The sequence below is a fragment of the Chimaeribacter californicus genome, from assembly GCF_002858675.1.
GTDB lineage: Bacteria > Pseudomonadota > Gammaproteobacteria > Enterobacterales > Enterobacteriaceae > Chimaeribacter > Chimaeribacter californicus.
This window is the reverse complement of record NZ_PJZF01000015.1, coordinates 104,411-123,845: the sequence shown is the minus strand read 5'-3', so window position 1 is coordinate 123,845 and position 19,435 is coordinate 104,411. Positions and strand designations below refer to the sequence as shown.

Below are 19,435 nucleotides of genomic sequence, written 5' to 3'. Positions count from 1 at the left end.
AAAACGGAAAATAGGATTACACCATTATCTATCATATGGATCCGGTGATTTTCTGGGCGCCGGGACCACGGCACTGACGGCCGCCTGGCTGCTCTATTTTTACACAACATTTTGTGGCCTGACACCCATTGAAGCCACCTTTATTTTTGCCATGGCGCGGGTACTGGATGCGGTGGTCAGCCCGCTGATGGGGTTTTTAACCGATAATTTTGGCGCCACCTGGCTGGGTAAACGCTTTGGCCGCCGTAAGTTCTTTATTTTGCTGGGCATCCCGATGGTCTTCAGTTACAGCCTGATGTGGGTAGGTGATATGGGCTACTGGTACTATCTATTGACCTATCTGTTCTTTGATGTGGTTTACACCATGATTCTGGTGCCTTACGAAACCCTGGTGCCGGAAATGACCGATGACTTTAAACAGAAAACGAAATTCTCCGGCGCGCGTATTGCCATGGCACAGCTCTCGGCCATTCTGGCGGCATTTCTGCCCGGCATTCTGCTGGGTATTTTCGGCAAAGATAATGCGGTCTCCTTTTTCTATGCCAGCCTGGTTTTCTCGGTAATTTGCGCTGTCGTCCTGACGCTGGTCTATTGCTTTACCTGGGAGCGCCCACGCGAGGAGATGTCAGAAGCCCAATTACAGGCAGAACGCGCCAACCAGCAACTGACCTTAGGGCAGAGTTTACGCCGCCTGTTAATTGAACTCTCCTCTACTTTCCGCATCCGGATTTTCCGCCAGCATTTAGGCATGTATCTGGGCGGCTACATCGCGCAGGATGTCTTTAACGCCGTATTCACGTACTACGTCGTGTTTGTGCTGATGCAGAGCGCTACCGTGGCGTCCAACCTGATGGGCACCATGGCTATTCTGCAATTCCTGGCCGTCATCGCCATGATCCCACTCTGTATCCGCCTGGGGCCTGCGCCGTCTTACCGCATGGTCGTCACCCTGTTTGGGCTGAGCGCCTTATCTTATGCAGTACTTTATTACAGCAACATGCACGACAGCATGACCGCGCTGCTGTTTATCTCCGCCGTGGCGGGCCTGGGCCGTGGCGGCATCAACTATGTGCCGTGGAACATCTATACCTATATTGCCGATGTCGATGAAGTGGTCACCGGGCAGCGGCGCGAAGGGATTTTTGCCGGCATCATGACTCTGACGCGCAAAGCCTCGCAGGCCGGTGCCATTATGCTGGTTGGTATTGCGATGCAACTGGGCGGTTTCGTCTCCGGCCAGAGTGAACAGGTGCCGGAAGTGCGTAACACCATTTTGCTGATCCTCAGCGTGGGCACCGTCCTGGTGCTGGCGTGTGGCTTCTTTATCTCGCTGCGGTTCAAACTCAATCTGCAAACGCACAATACCCTGCGGGAAGAGACGCTGAGAATGAAAGAGGCGGGTGGCCCGGTGCCGGATCAGGTGTCACCGCAGGCACGCGCGACGGTCGAGCTGCTGGCAGGTATGCCTTATGAAACATTGTGGGGTAATAACAACATCGGTTACCAGAGCCGCCAGCGTGCCCAACAGAAGCTGAACCAGCGCCCGGTCTGATGGCCCTGCCCCGCCCCCGTAAACAACGCGGGGGCGTTGGCGCGTTATCTTTACGCCGGAGCGCAATACGCGTTATTTAATTCCGCCAAAACCTATCTTAATAAAATAATAATCTGGTCAGGCCCGCTTTTGGGTTTGGCTTTGATTAGCTGCACCCTTCCCAACAACCAATTGCACCAAAGCGGAGCGCTACCCTTCAAAAGGCCCGGCGGTCGGAGTACATTGTGCAGATTGCAGTGTTCCACGGTAGGGACACGCTACTCCGGCAAAAGGCTCACTTGTTTATGTCCCCCATTGAAAAATCCAGCAAACTGGACAATGTCTGTTACGACATCCGCGGTCCGGTGCTCAAAGAAGCAAAACGTCTCGAAGAAGAAGGCAATAAAGTCCTGAAACTGAACATCGGCAACCCTGCCCCATTCGGTTTTGAGGCACCGGATGAAATCCTGGTGGATGTCATCCGTAATCTGCCGACGGCACAAGGTTACTGTGACTCCAAAGGGCTGTTCTCGGCGCGTAAAGCGATCATGCAGCACTATCAGGCGCGCAATATGCGTGACATTACCGTAGAAGACATTTACATCGGTAACGGCGTGTCTGAGCTGATTGTGCAATCAATGCAGGCACTGCTGAACCTGGGTGATGAGATGCTGGTGCCCGCGCCGGACTACCCGCTCTGGACGGCGGCGGTGTCGCTCTCCAGCGGCAAAGCGGTGCACTACCTGTGTGACGAAAGTGCCGACTGGTTCCCGGACCTGGACGACATCCGCAGCAAAATTACCCCGCGTACCCGCGGCATTGTGATCATCAACCCGAACAACCCAACCGGGGCGGTCTACAGCAAAGAGTTGCTGATGGAGATCGTGGAGCTGGCCCGCCAGCATAACCTGATCATATTCGCCGACGAGATCTACGACAAGATTCTGTACGATGACGCCGAACATATCTCTATCGCCTCGCTGGCACCGGATCTGTTGACCGTCACCTTTAACGGCCTCTCCAAAACCTACCGCGTGGCGGGCTTCCGTCAGGGCTGGATGGTACTGAACGGGCCGAAAAAGCATGCCAAAGGCTACATCGAGGGGCTGGAGATGCTGGCCTCTATGCGCCTGTGCGCCAACGTGCCGATGCAACACGCTATTCAGACCGCGCTGGGCGGCTACCAGAGCATCAGCGAGTTTATCCAGCCGGGCGGCCGTCTGGTGGAGCAGCGTAACCGGGCGTGGGAGCTGATTAACGACATCCCCGGCGTCTCCTGCGTGAAACCGCGCGGCGCGCTCTATATGTTCCCGCGTATTGATGCCAAACGCTTTAACATTCATGACGACCAGAAAATGGTGCTGGATCTGCTGTTGCAGGAAAAAGTGCTGCTGGTGCAGGGAACAGCGTTTAACTGGCCGCATCCTGACCATGTGCGTATCGTGACCCTGCCGCGGGTAGATGACCTGGAGATGGCCGTTAACAAGCTGGGCCGCTTCCTGGAAAATTACCGCCAGTAACGTATCCCCCCGTTTTTCCTCTGTCAGGGGCCGCGTTTGCGGCCCCTGTCTGTTTGCATCTTCCCCGGTGAATGCGCACAATGAGGCCCTCCCTTGCCGTTGTTGAGAGCGCCCTCATGAGCCAGAGCCATTTCTTTGCCCACCTTTCCCGCCTGAAACTGATCAACCGCTGGCCGCTGATGCGCAATGTGCGGACAGAAAACGTCTCTGAGCACAGCCTGCAGGTGGCGTTTGTGGCCCACGCCCTGGCGGTGATTAAGAACCGGAAATTCAACGGTAACCTCAGTGCGGAGCGCGTGGCCCTGCTGGCGATGTACCACGATGCCAGTGAAGTGATCACCGGTGACCTGCCGACGCCGGTTAAGTACTACAACCCGCAGATTGCCCACGAATACAAAAAGATTGAGAAGATCGCCCAGCAAAAACTGCTGGAAATGCTGCCTGAAGAGTTGCAGAACGACTTCCGCCCGCTGCTGGATGAACAGTGCTACAGCGAAGAGGAGAAGCATGTGGTCAAGCAGGCAGACGCGCTCTGCGCCTACCTGAAATGCCTGGAGGAGCTGTCCGCCGGGAACAATGAATTTACCCTGGCCAAGGCGCGGCTGGAGAAAACCCTGGCGCTGCGCCACAGCCCGGAAATGGCCTATTTCATGACCATTTTTGTGCCGAGCTTCAGTTTGTCACTGGATGAAATCAGCCTGGATAACGCCCTGTAACGCGTATTAAAACGGGAACAGCCAGGGGATCAGGAACAGGCTGACGCCCATCACCAGTAACGTGAACGGCACCCCCACCCGCACGAAGTCGCCAAACCGGTAGTTCCCCGGCACCATCACCAGCGTGTTCACCGGTGAGGAGACCGGCGTCATAAACGCAGCGGAGGCAGCAATCGCGATCGCCAGCGTAAACGGATAAGGCGATACCCCCATCTCCCTGGCGGCCGCGATGGCGATCGGTGCCATCAGCACCGCCGTGGCGGTATTGGAGATAAACAGCCCAATCAAGGCGCACAGCACAAACAGGCTGAGCAGCATCATTTGCGGCCCGGCCTCCCCGGTGAGTTCCATCAGCCCGCGCACGATCAGGTCGATACCGCCGGTTTTTTGCAGCGCGACGGCAAACGGCATCATCCCGACAATCAGAATCAGGCTCGGCCAGTGAATCGCCCGGTAGGCACTTTCCATATCGATGCAGCGGAATTTGCCCATCAGCAAACAGGCGACCAGCGCGGCGACGGCATTCGGCACCTCATCCGTGACCATCAGGGCCACCATCAACGCCAGGCAAAACAGCGCATGCGGTGCCTGGCTGACCGCCGGGGCAACTTCATCCACCTCCGCCGGCAGATTCAGCACAATGAAATCACGGGTCTGTTGCTGAAGCTGGCGGATCAGTTTCCAGTCACCAATTACCAGCAGCACATCCCCCAGCATCAGTTCCTCATCCACCAGCACGCCCGGCAGTGCCTCGCCCTGCCGGCGCAGGCCCACCACGTTCAGGCCATAGCGGCTGCGGAAGGTGACGTCGCGCAGGCTTTTCCCCAGCAATTCTGAATCCGGGATCAGCGAAACTTCCGCCATGCCCACGGCGCGTGATTGCTCAGAAAAATAGTCACCGCGCAGGACCATCGGCTCCAGCTGTTGCTCACTGCAAAACGTCCGCACATCGATTCCCGGGTCAGCCATGTCCACCAGCAGCACATCCCGCGCCCGTAGTTCGGTATTGCCGGTCGCACTGACCATGACCCGGCGGAATTTACGCCAGCGCTCAATCCCGACAATATTGGCATGGTATTTAGCCCGCAGGTTGAGGTCATCCAGCGCCCGGCCAATCAGCGGGGAGCCTTCACGCACCGCCAGCCGCCGCGCACGCCCGGCGAGGCGGTAATCGCGGATCAGGTCACGGAAAGTACGGCGCGCCCATTTCTCCTGGGGAACCTGCGTATCCCGCCCCAACCAGCGGCGCGCCACCAGCATGTAAAGGATCCCCAACACCAGCACCACGATCCCCACCGGGGTGACGTCAAAAAAACCGAACCCTTTGATCCCTTCCCGCAGCAGCTCACTGTTGACGACCATATTGGGCGGTGTCGCCACCAGCGTCATCATGCCGCTGATAAGCCCGGCAAAGCTCAGCGGCATCATCAACCGTGCGGGGTCAGATTTCATGCGCGCGGCCACGCTCAGCACCACCGGGATAAAAATCGCCACCACGCCGGTGGAACTCATAAACGCCCCCAGCCCGGCCACGGTGACCATCAGCAGCACCATCATGCGGATTTCACTGCTGCCGGCCACCCGCACCAGCCAGTCGCCGAGCTGATAAGCCACCCCGGTGCGCACCAGCCCCTGCCCAATCACAAACAACGCGGCGATCAGAATGACGTTTGGATCGCTGAATCCCGCCAGTGCTTCGTTAACCGTCAGGGTACCGCCCAGCACAAAGGCCACAATCACCAGCAAGGCGACCACATCCATCCGCAATTTGTTGGTGGCAAACAGACATACGGCACTCAGTAACAGGCAGGCTACCCAGAAAAGTTGGCCGGTCACGCGATATCTCCCTGGTCAGAAAAAAGTGGGCCAGAGCATCGCATAAAAAAGCCCCGCGGGTGCGGGGCGTAATCATGTTTACGGCAGATAACTCATAACTCAGTGTGAGGTGCTGACCGTGATCTGCTCACCCTGTTTCTGCACCTGCAGCGCCTCCAGCGTGGTCAGGACGATATCAACCTGATTCAGTTTCGGCGTGTCAGACGGGGCGTTCACGGCCACCACCCGGCAGCCGGCAGCCAGGCCGGAGTGCAGCCCGGCCGGCGCATCTTCAACCACCACGCAGTGCTCCGGCGGCAGCCCCAGTTTCTCCGCGCCCAACAGGTATGCGTCAGGCTCGGGCTTGCCGTGTTTGACCTGCTCCGCCGTGATAAAGACCTTCGGCGACGGCAACCCGGCTGCGGCATGGCGCGCATGGGCGACCGGCACCGAACCAGACGTCACGATCGCCCAGGGAATGCCCAGCTCATCGAGCTGTGTTAACAGCTGCACCGCGCCGGGCAGTGCGCGCACGCCCTGGGTATCTGAGGCTTCGATCTGCTCCAGCGCCAGAAACTCCTGCTGGATCGCCTCTTCACTTTCACCCGGCATAAAATGGCGCAGTGAGGTGATGGCCTGTTTTCCATGGATAAAGTCCAGCACCGCCTCCGGCGACACGCCGCGGCGGTTCGCCCAGTTAGTCCAGGCGCGCTCTACGGCCGGCAGTGAATCCACTAATGTTCCGTCCAGATCAAACAGAAACCCTTTGCACTCCAAAGGCATACTCTCTCCCTATCGGTCAGGCATTGATAATTTGCGCGATCTCAACCGCACTCAGATGGTATTGACGCGGGCAGGCGCTCCAGGCAGCCAGCATACGTTGATATTTGTCCCACATTTTCGTCTGGGCATTAAAGCCGTGTGTTCCGGCGTCAAACTGCACATAACGCCCTTCGGTATGCACCAGGAAACGCACATAGCCGAGATAACGCGCCTCTGTGGCAGCATCAAAGCCCAGGAAGGCCAGCCGGCGCGGGTCAACATCGCCTTTCTCTTTAAGTAATTCCCAGGAGACCTGGAGCGCATGGTGCATCTCCATAATCGTGATGATGGTGCGGCACACCTCTTCCGGCAGCGCGCCGAACTCGTGGTCCAGCTCGCGCATCTGCAAGCCGTAGCCACGTTCAATAATGGTTTGCAAACGGCGGTAACGCTCGGCCTGCTCGGGGTTGAGCATGGCCATCATCTGGTATTGGTTGGAGAGGATAAGGCGCTGGGCGTTGGTCATTTCCATCATGGACTCCTGGGTCGTGGCATCATAATGGCGGCAGCATCGCACACTGGAGCCGCCGGCGGCGAAATAGCCGGCGTTTGTTTGATGCAGACAGGGTTTTTGCATCCCTGCCCCGGTTCCTGCCGATCGTTACAAGTCGTCGAGGAAGGTCTTATCCAGTTGCTTAAAAGCACGCTTCAGAACATCGGCCAGCGTCTGGTAGGTCGGGGTGCCCTCGACCGGTGCCAGTGCCTGGCCGGCTTCTGTCAGGCGCTGGCGCACCTCATGGAACCAGTGCAGCAGCGTTGGCGGCAGAGGCGTCAGCGAACGGCGGCCCAGCCACCACAGCCCCTGCATCGGCAGGCTGCAGGCAAACAGGGCGGTGGCAATCGCCGGCCCCAGCTGGCCGCCGAGGGCGATTTGCCAGGTCAGCGTAAAAATCGCCAGCGGCGGCATAAAGGTGATAGAGAAGCGGGTGGCGCGGGCAACACGGTTTTCAGGGAATACCGGTGCCAGCCGCTTATCGGCGGGCCAGGTTTTCATATAGTGCTGCCCACGCTGGAAAATCTGAAACCAGCTGACAGAACCGGACGGCTTACTTGTCATACAGCACCTCAACTTCTTTAATAAAGATTAAAAAAAACTTGCAATGCACAAAACAAAATTTAGCACATTCAAATTTATTTTGTCTTTCACTGGCCTGAACGTTATCCTACCCCGGCCTGTCGGCTGGGTGGCACATGGGAAAGCAGCTTGCTTCTGTTTACCGGCATGTCATGCGGTGGCGGTTCACCGGGATTGAGTAATTGTTGTACGTTTCTGAACACATTTCGAGCAACATCAGCGATTTTTATTCATTGCGGCGAGAAACGACGGCTGCATGATGTTAATCATAATTGTCAACGTCATTATGCGCTACGCTTGATGTCAGACTGATGATTTATTAACCACGTGTTTTGTTTCTGCCCGATGGCGGACAACACGAACTAAAATAGGTACTTCCATGTCGAGTAAGCTAGTACTGGTTCTTAATTGTGGCAGCTCTTCGTTAAAATTTGCCATCATTGATGCGGCAAACGGTGAAGAACATATCTCTGGTTTGGCCGAATGTTTCCACCTGCCTGAAGCACGCATCAAATGGAAAATGGACGGCGGCAAACAAGAAGCGGCCCTGGGTGCCGGCGCTGCACACAGCGAAGCCCTAACGTTCATCGTTAACACCATCCTTTCCCAGAAACCTGAACTGTCTGCCGAGCTTATCGCCATCGGCCACCGCATCGTGCACGGCGGTGAAAAATTCACGGCGTCGGCCGTGATTGATGACGCCGTACTTCAGGGTATCAAAGATGCCGCCTCATTTGCACCTCTGCATAACCCGGCACACTTAATCGGCATTGAAGAAGCGCTGAAATCCTTCCCGCAGCTGGCAGACAAAAACGTCGCCGTGTTTGACACCGCCTTCCATCAGACGATGCCTGAAGAGTCCTACCTGTATGCCCTGCCCTACCATCTGTATAAAGATCACGGCATCCGCCGCTACGGGGCGCACGGTACCAGCCACTTCTATGTGACGCAGGAAGCGGCCAAGATGCTGAACAAACCGGTATCCGAGCTGAACGTCATCACCTGCCACCTGGGTAACGGCGGCTCCGTGACGGCAGTGCGCAACGGGCAATGCATTGATACCTCCATGGGCCTGACCCCGCTGGAAGGGCTGGTGATGGGCACCCGCAGCGGTGACATCGACCCGGCCATCATCTTCCACCTGCATGACCGCCTCGGCATGAGCGTGGATGAAATCAATAAGATGCTGACCAAAGAGTCCGGCCTGCTGGGGCTGACCGAAGTCACCAGTGACTGCCGCTACGTTGAAGACAACTACGCCGAAAAAGCGGACGCCAAACGCGCCATGGATGTGTTCTGCCACCGCCTGGCAAAATACATCGGGGCCTATGCCGCGCTGATGGAAGGCCGCCTGGACGCCGTGGTCTTCACCGGCGGGATCGGGGAAAATGCTGCCATGGTGCGCGAGTTTGCCATGGCGAAACTGGGCCTGCTGGGCCTGGAAGTTGACCATGAACGCAACCTGGCCGCCCGGTTCGGCAAAGCGGGCTTCATCAACAAAGAGGGCACCCGCCCGGCCCTGGTGATCCCGACCAACGAAGAACTGGTCATTGCGCGGGATGCCGCCCGCCTCACCGCCTGATTGTTATCCACCGCCAGCCCTTGCTGGCGGTGTTGTTTCCACTCTTGCATCATAAAAAAGAGGGTAAGCCGTGTCCCGTACAATTATGTTGATCCCCACCGGCACCAGCGTCGGCCTGACCAGCGTCAGTTTGGGTGTCATTCGCGCCATGGAACAGAAAGGCGTCAGCCTGAGCATTTTCAAACCCATTGCCCAGCCACGGACCGGGGGTGACGCACCTGACCAGACCACCACCATCATCCGTGCCAACTCCAGCGTGACCGCCGCAGAACCGCTGCGTATGAGCCACGTCGAAGCGCTGCTCAGCTCCAACCAGCAGGATGTGCTGATGGAAGAGATCGTGGCCCGCTACCACGAAAACACCAAAGACGCCGACGTGGTACTGGTCGAAGGGCTGGTACCGACCCGCAAACACCAGTTTGCCAACGCGCTGAACTATGAGATTGCCAAAACCCTGAACGCTGAGATTGTGTTTGTGCTGGCGCTGGGCAATGACTCCCCGGCCCAGCTGAAAGAGCGCATTGAACTGGCGCGCTCCAGCTTTGGCGGCAGCAAAAATAAAAACATCACCGGCGTTATCATCAATAAACTCAACGCCCCGGTGGATGAACAGGGCCGCACCCGCCCGGATCTCTCCGAGATCTTTGATGACTCCACCAAAGCCAACGTGGCGAATATCGATCCGAAACTGCTGTTTGCCAACAGCCCGCTGCCGGTGCTCGGCTGCATCCCGTGGAGTTTCGACCTGATCGCCACCCGCGCCATCGACATGGCCAAGCACCTCAACGCACGCATCATCAATGAAGGGGACATCAACACCCGCCGTGTGAAGTCCGTGACCTTCTGCGCGCGCAGCATCCCGCACATGCTGGAGCACTTCCGCCCCGGCTCGCTGCTGGTGACCTCCGCTGACCGCCCGGACGTGCTGGTCTCGGCCTGCCTGGCGGCGATGAACGGCGTAGAGATTGGTGCCCTGCTGCTGACCGGCGGCTATGAAATTGATGAGCGCATTAACCGCCTGTGTGAACGCGCCTTCCAGACCGGCCTGCCGGTATTTATGGTGAACACCAACACCTGGCAGACCTCGCTGAGCCTGCAGAGCTTCAACCTGGAAGTGCCGGCCGACGACCACCAGCGGGTGGAGAAGCTGCAAAACTATGTCGCCAGCCACATTAACAGCGACTGGGTCGAATCCCTGACGGCCGCCTCCGAGCGTTCGCGCCGCCTGTCGCCGCCGGCCTTCCGCTATGAGCTGACCGAGCTGGCGCGCAAAGCCGGCAAACGCATTGTGCTGCCGGAAGGTGACGAACCGCGCACCGTCAAAGCGGCCGCCATCTGTGCGGAACGCGGTATCGCCGAATGTGTGCTGCTCGGTAACCCGGATGAGATCCAGCGCGTCGCGACGGTTCAGGGCGTGGAGCTCGGCAAGGGCGTGACCATCGTCAACCCGGAAGAGGTGCGTGAAAACTATGTGCCGCGTCTGGTGGAGTTGCGTAAAAGCAAAGGCATGACCGAAGTGGTGGCGCGCGAGCAACTGGAAGACAACGTGGTGCTCGGCACGCTGATGCTGGAACAGGGCGAAGTGGATGGCCTGGTCTCCGGTGCGGTGCACACCACCGCCAACACCATCCGCCCGCCGTTGCAGCTGATCAAAACCGCGCCGGGCAGCTCCCTGGTCTCCTCGGTGTTCTTTATGCTGCTGCCGGATCAGGTGCTGGTGTATGGCGACTGCGCCATCAACCCGGACCCGACCGCAGAACAGCTCTCTGAGATCGCCATCCAGTCCGCGGATTCCGCCGCCGCCTTCGGCATCGAGCCGCGCGTGGCGATGATCTCCTACTCCACCGGCACCTCCGGTGCAGGCAGTGACGTAGAAAAAGTGCGTGAAGCCACCCGGCTGGCGCAGGAGAAACGCCCGGATCTGATCATCGACGGCCCGCTGCAATATGATGCCGCCATCATGGCGGACGTGGCGCTCTCCAAGGCACCGAATTCGCCGGTCGCCGGGAAAGCCACGGTGTTTATCTTCCCGGATCTCAACACCGGCAACACCACCTATAAGGCGGTGCAGCGTTCAGCGGATCTGGTGTCGATTGGGCCGATGTTGCAGGGGATGCGCAAGCCGGTGAATGACCTCTCCCGCGGTGCGCTGGTGGATGACATCGTCTACACCGTGGCGCTGACGGCGATCCAGTCCGCCCAGGCCGAAACCCAGACGGCCGCGCTGGCAGAAAAAGAGTAACCGTTCGCCAACACAGAAACGCCGGCAGATGCCGGCGTTTTTTTGCCTGTTTTCAGGCGATGGCCTGTGGATCAGGCCGTGGGGGTCTCGTCATGCGCGTCGGGCTGCGGATCGCTCTTTTTCAGCGTGTCATTCAATAATCCCTTTTCCGCCGCCACCGGCTGAGGTTTCTCGTCGCGCACCAGCGGTTTGCCGTAATCCTGCTGGTTATTGCGGCTCAGCCAGAGTGACAGGGCTTTCAGCGAGTCCGGGGTAAATTCGTCACAGCGGGCGGTGATCTCCTCCGGCAGCATCCAGCTTACCTCCACCACCTCCTCTTCCTGCAAGGCAAACGGCCCGTGGGAAACGCAGCTGAACAGCCCGCCCCAGACGCGGCAATGCTCCTCTTCGAAATAGAACAGCCCATGCTCGGCGAACGGCACCCCGGCAATGCCCAGTTCCTCCTCGGCTTCACGACGGGCGGACTCCAGCACATTTTCGCCGCTCTGCACCACGCCACCGGCGGTGGCATCCAGCCAGCCCGGATAGTAATCCTTGCTGTCGGTGCGGCGCTGAACCAGGATTTTACCCATGCCGTCATGTACCACGATATAGGTGGCGCGGTGGCGCAGCCGTTGTGCACGCATCTGCTGACGACTGGACTGAGCAATCACTTCGTTCTGCTCGTCAACAATGTCCACCCACTCTTCAGTGTACGCAGTCTGACCTTGATCCATCCTCTGAAACCTTCTTTCTGGGCGCGGGTCCCCGCGCGATTAGGGTTGTTACGGCCGATAATCTGTTGTTATCGCAATGGCTGTTGTTATTGCAATGGCTGTAGTTATCGCCATCGCTGTTTTATAGCACTGGCTGTTTTATGGCAACGGCATCGCGTGCGGGTAGCCCTGGCGCAACCGTGAAAACGTGCCCCGCGCTCCGTGATGGGAAGGTGTCTATGACCATAAATCAACACCTCCTCCCCATGCAAGCGGGGCAATGCAGCGGGATGATAAAGGTGACCGGGGGGCAAAAACAATGGCGGCGGCCGTGTCATTACCTGTTACTGCTATCGCCGTGACACACGCACCACTTTCCGGTGCCAAACCGGACACAGACAGCATCGGACTATTCCCGCATTGCCTGCTATTCTTAGCTGTTATTCTAGCCTGGTTGTTTTGGATGACGGGCCTGCATGCCCGCCCGTGTAATGACTTACAGATCACCTAACGCAGGAGGCACGATGATTGACCTGTATTACGCACCGACCCCGAACGGACATAAAATCACCCTTTTCCTTGAGGAAGCGGGCTTGCCTTACCGCCTTCACCCGATCGACATCAGCGCCGGTGACCAATTTAAGCCGGAGTTTCTGGCCATTTCCCCGAATAATAAAATCCCGGCGATTGTCGATACACAGCCGATTGACGGCGGCGCCCCGGTCAGCATTTTTGAGTCAGGTGCCATTCTGCTCTACCTGGCGGAGAAAACCGGCAAACTGCTGAGCCAGGAGCTGCGCGAGCGCGCCTCAGCCCTGCAATGGCTATTCTGGCAGGTGGGCGGCTTCGGGCCGATGCTGGGCCAGAACCACCATTTCACCCACTATGCGCCGCAGCCGGTCCCTTACGCGATTGAGCGTTACCAGACCGAAACCCGGCGCCTGTATGGCGTGCTCAATACCCAGCTGGAGAAAAAGCCCTATCTGGCCGGGGATCAGTACAGCATTGCGGACATCGCCACCTACCCCTGGGTGGTCTCCCATGAGCGCCAGCGTATCGATCTGGCGCAATTCCCGGCTGTCCGCAACTGGTTCGAGCGTATCAAAGCCCGCCCGGCTACCGTGAAAGCTTACCAACTGGCCCACTGACCCCGTGCGCCCGGCAGTTTCCCGGCCACGGGGGCTGCCTTTCCTGCCCCACCCCGTTGATTCAGGTGAAAATAGCGGCTCCGTCGCATGACGGCGGCAGCGTATCGCCTATGCTAAGAAGAGTCTTTACTGTCTGGACGGGAACCCAATATGCACGTGCTGATAACCGGCGCAACCGGCCTGATTGGCCGCCATCTGATGGCGCAACTTCAGGCCCATCATCAGGTCACGGTGCTGACGCGTAATGAAGCGCGGGCGCGGGCCATTCTGGGGGAGGATGTCACCTGCTGGACGTCGCTCGGCGGGCAGCGCACGCTGGACGGCATCGATGCAGTTATTAACCTGGCCGGTGAGCCGATTGCCGACCGCCGCTGGAGCCAGGAGCAGAAGCGTCGCTTGTGCGACAGCCGCTGGCAACTCACCGGTCAACTGGCGTCGCTGATCACCGCCAGCACCGTGCCGCCTTCCGTGTTTATCTCCGGCTCGGCCACCGGCTATTACGGCGATCAGGGCGAGGCGGTGGTCACCGAAGAAGAGGTACCGCATGACGAATTTACCCACCAGCTCTGCGCCCGCTGGGAAGAACTGGCGCTGACGGCAGAAAGCCCGCAGACGCGCGTCTGCCTGTTACGTACCGGCATGGTACTGGCCCCGCATGGCGGCGCGCTGGCGAAAATGGTGCCGCCGTTCCGGCTGGGGCTGGGTGGCCCCTTTGGTCATGGCCGCCAATACCTGCCGTGGATCCACCTGGACGACATGGTGGCCGGTATTCTTTACCTGCTGCACCATGCGCAACTGCGCGGCGCCTTCAACCTGGTCGCGCCCTACCCGGTCCACAATGACAAATTCGCCGCCACGCTGGCGGAGGTGCTGCACCGCCCGGCCTTTGTGCGCGTGCCGGCCTTCGCGGTACGGCTGCTGATGGGCGAGGCGGCGGTGCTGGTACTCACCGGCCAGCGCGCCATTCCCAAACGGCTGGAGGCGGCCGGTTTCCATTTCCGCTTTTCCGAGCTGGAGGCGGCGCTGAGCAACGTGCTGGCGCGCCGCTAACCTCTACTCCTTCAGCGAGACATAACGGAAGATGTGCTTGCCAAACGGATCGATCTGGTAATTCACCACCTCTTTGCGCACCGGCTCGAAAATGGTCGAGTGCGCAATCATCAGCGCCGGCACCTGTTCGTGCATCATCACCTGCGCCTGCTGGTACATGGCGATGCGCTGGTTCTGGTCGGTGGTGGCACGCGCGGCGGTGATCAGCTTGTCAAACGGCGGGTAGCACCACTGGGAGGAGTTGGAGCCGCCGTTGGCCGAGGCACAGCTGTAAAGCGGGCCGAAGAAATTATCCGGGTCGGCGTTGGCGGTGGTCCAGCCCATCAGCGCAGTCTGGTGTTCGCCGCGTTTCACCCGTTGCAGGTATTCGCCCCACTCATAGGTGACAATGGTCGCTTTTACGCCGATTTTCGCCCAGTCAGCCTGAATCATCTCCGCCATCCGGCGGGCATTCGGGTTATAGGGGCGCTGCACCGGCATCGCCCACAGGTCAATGGCGAAGCCCTGCCCCAGCCCGGCCTCCGCCAGCAATTTTTTCGCCTGCGCCGGATCATAAGGGTAATCCTGCACCGCCGTATTAGCGCTCCAGACGCCGGGCGGCAGCAGGTTTTTCGCCGGCTGGCCGGTGCCGTTGAACACGGCCTCCATAATCGCCGGTTTATTCACCGCCAGCGCCAGCGCCTGCCGCACCTTGAGGTTATCCAGCGGCGGTTTTTTCACATTAAACGCCAGGAAACCGATGTTCAGCCCCGGTTTCTCCATCAGGGTGAGATCCGGGTTCTTGCGCATCCGCGGCAGATCGGCCGGGTTGGGGAACGGCATCACCTGGCACTCATTCTTCTCCAGCTTGGCATAGCGCACCGCCGCATCCGGGGTAATGGTGAACACCAGCCGGTCGAGCTTCGGCTTGCCCTCCCAGTAGTGGTCAAACGCCTTGTAAAGAATGCGTGAATCCTTCTGGTACTGCACCAGCTGGAACGGCCCGGTGCCCACCGGCTGGGTATCGACTTTCTCCGGCGTGCCCGCTTTCAGCATCTGGTCGGCATACTCTTTTGACAGAATCGACGCGAAATACATGCCGAGATCCGCCAGGAACGGCGCTTCGGCGTGTGCCAGCGTGAAGCGCACCGTGTAGTCATCCGGTTTGTCGATGGCGGTGATCAGCGTGCCCAGCGCCATGCTGTCAAAGTTGGCGTAAACCCCGCCGGAGACGTTATGGTAAGGGTTGGCCGGATCTTTTTGCCGCATAAATGAAAAGATCACATCGTCGGCGTTGAAATTGCGGGTGGGCGTGAAGTTTTTGGTGGTCTGGAATTTCACATCTTTACGCAAATGGAAGGTGTACACTTTGCCGTCAGGGCTGATGTCCCACCGCTCGGCGAGGCTTGGTTCCAGTGTGGTGCCGCCGACCTTGAAATCCACCAGGCGGTTATAAATTGTCACGGAGGTGGCATCGACCGTGGTGCCGGAGGTGGTGAGCTGCGGGTTAAAGCTTTCCGGCGCGCCTTCTGAGCAGAACACCAGCGTCTGCGCCGGGGCGTTGGACGCCAGCCCGGCCGTGAGCAATGCGGCCACTAACCCTATTCTGTTTTTCTTCATTGGTTTTCCTTGCCTGAGGTAAAGGACAAATGACGTAGAACGCAGAACCAAAACAGATTACCATTCCTGCGATATTTGGTAACAAGTTGTTATATATGAAAAACGTATGAACGTGGACACCCGGGGAATAACCATGCAAAACGCGCTTGCCGACCAGCTTACTGAACGTTTTTTCCGCTATCTGGCCATTACGACCCAGAGTGACGCGGCCGCCACGACCCTGCCAAGTACCCCCGGCCAGCATGAGCTGGCGGCGCTGCTGGCAGACGAGCTTCGCCAGCTCGGCCTGCAACAGGTGGTGGTGGATGAGCACGCCACGGTGACTGCCGTGAAGCCGGGCAACCAGCCGGGCGCGCCGCGCATCGGTTTCATTACCCATATCGACACGGTGGATGTCGGCCTGTCGCCGCACATTCACCCGCAGATCCTCACCTTTACGGGGGACGATCTCTGCCTGAACGCCGAAAAAGATATCTGGCTGCGGGTCAACGATCACCCGGAAATCGCCGCCTATCAGGGCCAGCCGATCATTTTCAGTGACGGCACCAGCGTGCTGGGTGCAGACAATAAAGCGGCCGTCACGGTGGTGATGACCTTGCTGGCCAACCTGACGCCGGAAACGCCGCATGGTGACATCGTGGTGGCGTTTGTGCCAGACGAGGAGATCGGCCTGCGCGGCGCGAAAGCGCTGGATCTGGCGCGCTTTGATGTCGATTTTGCCTACACCATCGACTGCTGTGAACAGGGCGAAGTGGTGTATGAGAACTTCAACGCCGCCGGCGTCGAGCTGAGTTTCACCGGCATCCCGGCGCACCCGATGTCCGCCAAGGATGTGCTGATCAACCCGCTGCTGATGGCCCATGACTTCATCAGCCATTTCGACCGCAACGAAACCCCGGAACACACCGAGGGGCGCGAAGGCTACACCTGGTTCCAGGAGATGAGCGCCAACGTCAATGTCGCGCACCTGAAAGCGGCGATCCGTGACTTCGATGCCGACAGCTTCCTGCGGCGCAAACAGCGGATTGGCGACGTGGCCGAGATCATCGCCCGCCGTTACCCGCGCGCCAAAGTAGAGTTCAAAATCAGCGACGTCTACAGCAACATCGCCAACGCGATCGGCGACGATCGCCGGGCGATCGACCTGATCTTTGCGGCCATGGATCAGGCAGGCATTGAGCCGAAAGTGATCCCGATGCGCGGCGGCACTGATGGCGCGGCGCTGTCAGCCAAAGGGCTGCTGACGCCGAACTACTTCACCGGTGCGCACAACTTCCATTCGCGCTTTGAATTCCTGCCGATTGGCGCCTTTGTGAAATCCTATGAGATGACGCTGGCGCTCTGCCGGCTGGCCGCCCGGCAGTAAGCCTCTGGCCTGCTGCTGCGGCAGGCTATTTCAGCGCGCCTGACAGGAACTGCCGCAGGCGCGCACTTTTCGGGTTACTGAACAGCGCAGCCGGCGGCCCCTGCTCCTCAATGACCCCCTGATGCAAAAAGATCACCTGGCTCGACACATGGCGGGCAAACTCCATCTCATGCGTCACCACCACCATGGTTTTCCCCTCTTCCGCCAGCTTCTGCATAATGCGCAACACTTCGCCCACCAGCTCCGGGTCGAGGGCGGAGGTCGGCTCGTCAAACAGCAGCACCTCCGGCTCCATCGCCAGCGCGCGCGCAATCGACACCCGCTGCTGCTGGCCGCCGGAGAGGTTGACCGGGTATTTGGCGCGCGCCCGTTCATCGATCCCGACTTTGTCGAGGTAACGGATCGCCCGCTCGCGCGCCTCCGCTTTGCTTAAGCCCAGTACCTGGATCGGCGCTTCCATCACATTCTCCAGCACCGTCATGTGGCTCCAGAGGTTGAAGTGCTGGAACACCATGGTGAGTTTGGTGCGCAGCAGCTGCAGCTGTTTCTTATCAAACACCTTCAGCTGGCCGTCCTTATCCCGCACCATACGGATGTCCTGATTATTGACGCTTATCGACCCTTCACTCGGCTTTTCCAGGAAGTTGATGCAGCGCAGGAACGTACTCTTGCCCGAACCGGAGGAGCCGATGATGCTGATGACATCACCGGCATTGGCATACAGCGAGACCCCTTTCAGCACTTCATGGTCGCCGTAGCGCTTGTGCAGTTCGGTCACCGCCAGTTTGTTGTCAGCCATGGTCAGAATTCCGCAAAAAAAAGTTATCGGTCAGTGCGCGCGCTGCGGCCTGACGTGGGCCAGCCAGCGCCGCTCCGCCTGCCGGAACAGGCCGATCAGCACAAAGGAGATTGCCAGGTAAATCACCGCCGCAATGCCGAAGGCGTAAAACGGCTGGTAGGTGGCGGAGTTGATGTCGCGGGCAATCTTTAAAATATCCGGCACGGTGGCGGTAAAGGCCAGCGCCGTGGAGTGCAGCATCAAAATCACCTCATTGCTGTAGGCGGGCAGCGCGGTGCGCAGCGCCGACGGCAGAATGATGCAGCGGTAGAGTTTGAAGCGGGAAAAGCCGTAGGCGTTGGCCGCCTCAATCTCACCGTGCGGCACAGCGCGGATCGCCCCGGCGAAAATTTCGGTGGTGTAGGCGCAGGTATTGAGCGTCAATGCCAGGATGGTGCAGTTCAGCCCGCTGCGGAAAAAGGTATTGAGAAACTCGGTGCCGCGCACGATATCCAGGCTGTACATGCCGGAGTAGAACACCAGCAGCTGCACATACAGCGGCGTGCCGCGAAACACATAGGTATAAAACCAAATCGGCAGGCTGACCCAACGCAGCGGCGACACCCGCCCCACCGCCATCGGGATCGCCAGCAGGCCGCCCACCACCACTGACGAAATCAGCAGCCACAGGGTCACGGCCAGCCCGGTGAGGCGGTAGCCGTCGCTCCAGAGCAGCGCCATGCCGTACTGTTGCAAAATCTCGATCATAGCTCGCCCCTCTTCACACCCATCGAATAACGCCGCGCCAGCCACCACAGCACCCCATTGGAGAGCGTGGTGAAAATCAGGTAAATCGCCCCGGCCACCATGGCAAAAAAGAACGGCTGGTAGGTGCCTTTCCCCGCCAGCTGTGTCGCTTTGACCACGTCATTCAGCCCCAGCAGCGACACCAGCGCGGTGGCTTTCAGGATCACCTGCCAGTTATTGCCGATGCCCGGCAGTGCGAAGCGCATCATCGCCGGGAACAGGATACGGCGGAAAATCTGCACGCCGCTGAAGCCATACGCCGTGGCCGCCTCAATCTGCCCGCGCGGCACCGCCATAAACGCGCCCCGGAAGGTTTCGGTGAAGTAGGCACCGTAGATAAAGCCCAGGGTGATGATGCCCGCCGTCAGCGGGTCGATGTTGATCTGCGCCATCCCGGCCAGATCGGTCAGGCTGTTCAGGGCGATTTGCAGGCCGTAGAAAATCAGCAGCATCAGCACCAGGTCGGGCACGCCGCGGATAAGCGTGGTGTAGCCGTTGAAAAGGCTGCGCAGCAGCCGGCGTTGGGAGAGCTTACCCCCCGCGCCTGCCAGCCCAATCACCACGGCCAGCAGCACGGACGAAAGCGCCAGTTCAAGCGTGACCAGCGCACCCTGTAAAATCAGTTGGGAATACCCGTCAAGCATGGCGGTTTCTCTGTATTACGGGAGCAACGCAGGGGCGGGCGCCCC

Annotated in this window: 17 protein-coding genes; 8 read left to right on the top strand and 9 right to left on the bottom strand. The window is 59.1% G+C overall.

What is annotated here, in order from left to right; genetic code table 11:
- The 3 genes from CYR55_RS16370 to yfbR form a co-directional block, all read left to right on the top strand.
- The coding region (locus CYR55_RS16370) for an MFS transporter (RefSeq protein WP_101817428.1) at window positions 1-1,552 on the top strand (1,552 nt) is incomplete at its 5' end.
- 284 nt (window positions 1,553-1,836) lie between these two features.
- Window positions 1,837-3,051 (top strand): pyridoxal phosphate-dependent aminotransferase, encoded by a 1,215-nt coding sequence (locus tag CYR55_RS16365; RefSeq protein ID WP_101817427.1) that lies wholly within the window; start codon window positions 1,837-1,839, stop codon window positions 3,049-3,051.
- A gap of 116 nt (window positions 3,052-3,167) precedes the next feature.
- Entirely contained in the window at window positions 3,168-3,767 is a 600-nt protein-coding gene (gene yfbR / locus CYR55_RS16360) for a 5'-deoxynucleotidase (RefSeq protein ID WP_101817426.1), read from the top strand.
- A 6-nt stretch (window positions 3,768-3,773) separates the two neighbouring features.
- Here yfbR and CYR55_RS16355 read toward each other — a convergent pair whose 3' ends face one another.
- The 4 genes from CYR55_RS16355 to yfbV all read right to left on the bottom strand — a co-directional run bounded on the left by CYR55_RS16355 (window position 3,774) and on the right by yfbV (window position 7,461).
- Window positions 3,774-5,603 (bottom strand): SLC13 family permease, encoded by a 1,830-nt coding sequence (locus tag CYR55_RS16355; RefSeq protein WP_101817425.1) that lies wholly within the window; start codon window positions 5,601-5,603, stop codon window positions 3,774-3,776.
- Between the two features lie 99 nt (window positions 5,604-5,702).
- Window positions 5,703-6,359 (bottom strand): sugar phosphatase, encoded by a 657-nt coding sequence (locus CYR55_RS16350; RefSeq protein ID WP_101817438.1) that lies wholly within the window; start codon window positions 6,357-6,359, stop codon window positions 5,703-5,705.
- A gap of 22 nt (window positions 6,360-6,381) precedes the next feature.
- Complete coding sequence (locus tag CYR55_RS16345) at window positions 6,382-6,876, bottom strand: YfbU family protein (RefSeq protein ID WP_072930691.1); 495 nt, start codon at window positions 6,874-6,876, stop codon at window positions 6,382-6,384.
- Between the two features lie 129 nt (window positions 6,877-7,005).
- Window positions 7,006-7,461 (bottom strand): terminus macrodomain insulation protein YfbV, encoded by a 456-nt coding sequence (gene yfbV, locus CYR55_RS16340; protein ID WP_101817424.1) that lies wholly within the window; start codon window positions 7,459-7,461, stop codon window positions 7,006-7,008.
- 397 nt (window positions 7,462-7,858) lie between these two features.
- Between yfbV and ackA the strand changes: the two genes are divergently transcribed.
- Window positions 7,859-9,061, top strand: a complete 1,203-nt coding sequence (gene ackA, locus CYR55_RS16335; RefSeq protein ID WP_101817423.1) for an acetate kinase — start codon at window positions 7,859-7,861, stop codon at window positions 9,059-9,061.
- Window positions 9,062-9,146: 85 nt separating this feature from the next.
- A complete protein-coding gene (gene pta / locus CYR55_RS16330; protein WP_175580813.1) occupies window positions 9,147-11,303 on the top strand; it encodes a phosphate acetyltransferase in 2,157 nt (718 codons plus the stop codon).
- 71 nt (window positions 11,304-11,374) lie between these two features.
- Here pta and yfcD read toward each other — a convergent pair whose 3' ends face one another.
- Window positions 11,375-12,019 carry an NUDIX hydrolase YfcD gene (yfcD, locus tag CYR55_RS16325; RefSeq protein ID WP_241522167.1) on the bottom strand — a complete coding sequence of 215 codons (645 nt, stop codon included), beginning with the start codon at window positions 12,017-12,019 and terminating at the stop codon, window positions 11,375-11,377.
- A gap of 503 nt (window positions 12,020-12,522) precedes the next feature.
- Between yfcD and yfcG the strand changes: the two genes are divergently transcribed.
- Both yfcG and CYR55_RS16315 read left to right on the top strand, forming a co-directional pair.
- Window positions 12,523-13,146, top strand: a complete 624-nt coding sequence (yfcG, locus tag CYR55_RS16320; protein WP_101817421.1) for a GSH-dependent disulfide bond oxidoreductase — start codon at window positions 12,523-12,525, stop codon at window positions 13,144-13,146.
- Between the two features lie 150 nt (window positions 13,147-13,296).
- Complete coding sequence (locus CYR55_RS16315) at window positions 13,297-14,196, top strand: TIGR01777 family oxidoreductase (RefSeq protein WP_101817420.1); 900 nt, start codon at window positions 13,297-13,299, stop codon at window positions 14,194-14,196.
- Between the two features lie 3 nt (window positions 14,197-14,199).
- Here CYR55_RS16315 and CYR55_RS16310 read toward each other — a convergent pair whose 3' ends face one another.
- Window positions 14,200-15,795 carry an ABC transporter substrate-binding protein gene (locus CYR55_RS16310; protein ID WP_101817419.1) on the bottom strand — a complete coding sequence of 532 codons (1,596 nt, stop codon included), beginning with the start codon at window positions 15,793-15,795 and terminating at the stop codon, window positions 14,200-14,202.
- A 133-nt stretch (window positions 15,796-15,928) separates the two neighbouring features.
- On the opposite strand from CYR55_RS16310, the gene pepT reads away from it, so the two are divergent.
- Window positions 15,929-17,161: a peptidase T gene (gene pepT, locus CYR55_RS16305; RefSeq protein ID WP_101817418.1), complete on the top strand. Its 1,233-nt coding sequence runs from the start codon at window positions 15,929-15,931 to the stop codon at window positions 17,159-17,161.
- Between the two features lie 25 nt (window positions 17,162-17,186).
- On the opposite strand, the gene hisP is transcribed toward pepT, so the two are convergent.
- From hisP to CYR55_RS16290, 3 genes are read right to left on the bottom strand one after another with little or no spacing between them, the layout of a single operon-like run.
- The gene (hisP, locus tag CYR55_RS16300; RefSeq protein ID WP_101817417.1) at window positions 17,187-17,960 is read right to left on the bottom strand and encodes a histidine ABC transporter ATP-binding protein HisP; all 774 of its coding nucleotides are present in this window, start codon (window positions 17,958-17,960) and stop codon (window positions 17,187-17,189) included.
- Window positions 17,961-17,990: 30 nt separating this feature from the next.
- On the bottom strand, window positions 17,991-18,707 hold the full coding sequence (locus CYR55_RS16295) for an ABC transporter permease (protein ID WP_101817416.1): 717 nt from the start codon (window positions 18,705-18,707) through the stop codon (window positions 17,991-17,993).
- Complete coding sequence (locus CYR55_RS16290) at window positions 18,704-19,390, bottom strand: histidine ABC transporter permease HisQ (RefSeq protein WP_101817415.1); 687 nt, start codon at window positions 19,388-19,390, stop codon at window positions 18,704-18,706. The genes CYR55_RS16295 and CYR55_RS16290 overlap by 4 nt, the downstream gene beginning before the upstream one ends.
- Window positions 19,391-19,435 lie beyond the last annotated feature (45 nt).

Coding starts and splice junctions, on each gene's coding strand:
- CYR55_RS16365 (WP_101817427.1), top strand. CDS start 1,837: ATGTCCCCCATTGAAAAATCCAGCAAACTGGACAATGTCTGTTACGAC.
- yfbR (WP_101817426.1), top strand. CDS start 3,168: ATGAGCCAGAGCCATTTCTTTGCCCACCTTTCCCGCCTGAAACTGATC.
- CYR55_RS16345 (WP_072930691.1), bottom strand. CDS start 6,876: ATGGAAATGACCAACGCCCAGCGCCTTATCCTCTCCAACCAATACCAG.
- yfbV (WP_101817424.1), bottom strand. CDS start 7,461: ATGACAAGTAAGCCGTCCGGTTCTGTCAGCTGGTTTCAGATTTTCCAG.
- ackA (WP_101817423.1), top strand. CDS start 7,859: ATGTCGAGTAAGCTAGTACTGGTTCTTAATTGTGGCAGCTCTTCGTTA.
- pta (WP_175580813.1), top strand. CDS start 9,147: ATGTTGATCCCCACCGGCACCAGCGTCGGCCTGACCAGCGTCAGTTTG.
- yfcD (WP_241522167.1), bottom strand. CDS start 12,019: ATGGATCAAGGTCAGACTGCGTACACTGAAGAGTGGGTGGACATTGTT.
- yfcG (WP_101817421.1), top strand. CDS start 12,523: ATGATTGACCTGTATTACGCACCGACCCCGAACGGACATAAAATCACC.
- CYR55_RS16315 (WP_101817420.1), top strand. CDS start 13,297: ATGCACGTGCTGATAACCGGCGCAACCGGCCTGATTGGCCGCCATCTG.
- CYR55_RS16310 (WP_101817419.1), bottom strand. CDS start 15,795: ATGAAGAAAAACAGAATAGGGTTAGTGGCCGCATTGCTCACGGCCGGG.
- pepT (WP_101817418.1), top strand. CDS start 15,929: ATGCAAAACGCGCTTGCCGACCAGCTTACTGAACGTTTTTTCCGCTAT.
- hisP (WP_101817417.1), bottom strand. CDS start 17,960: ATGGCTGACAACAAACTGGCGGTGACCGAACTGCACAAGCGCTACGGC.
- CYR55_RS16295 (WP_101817416.1), bottom strand. CDS start 18,707: ATGATCGAGATTTTGCAACAGTACGGCATGGCGCTGCTCTGGAGCGAC.
- CYR55_RS16290 (WP_101817415.1), bottom strand. CDS start 19,390: ATGCTTGACGGGTATTCCCAACTGATTTTACAGGGTGCGCTGGTCACG.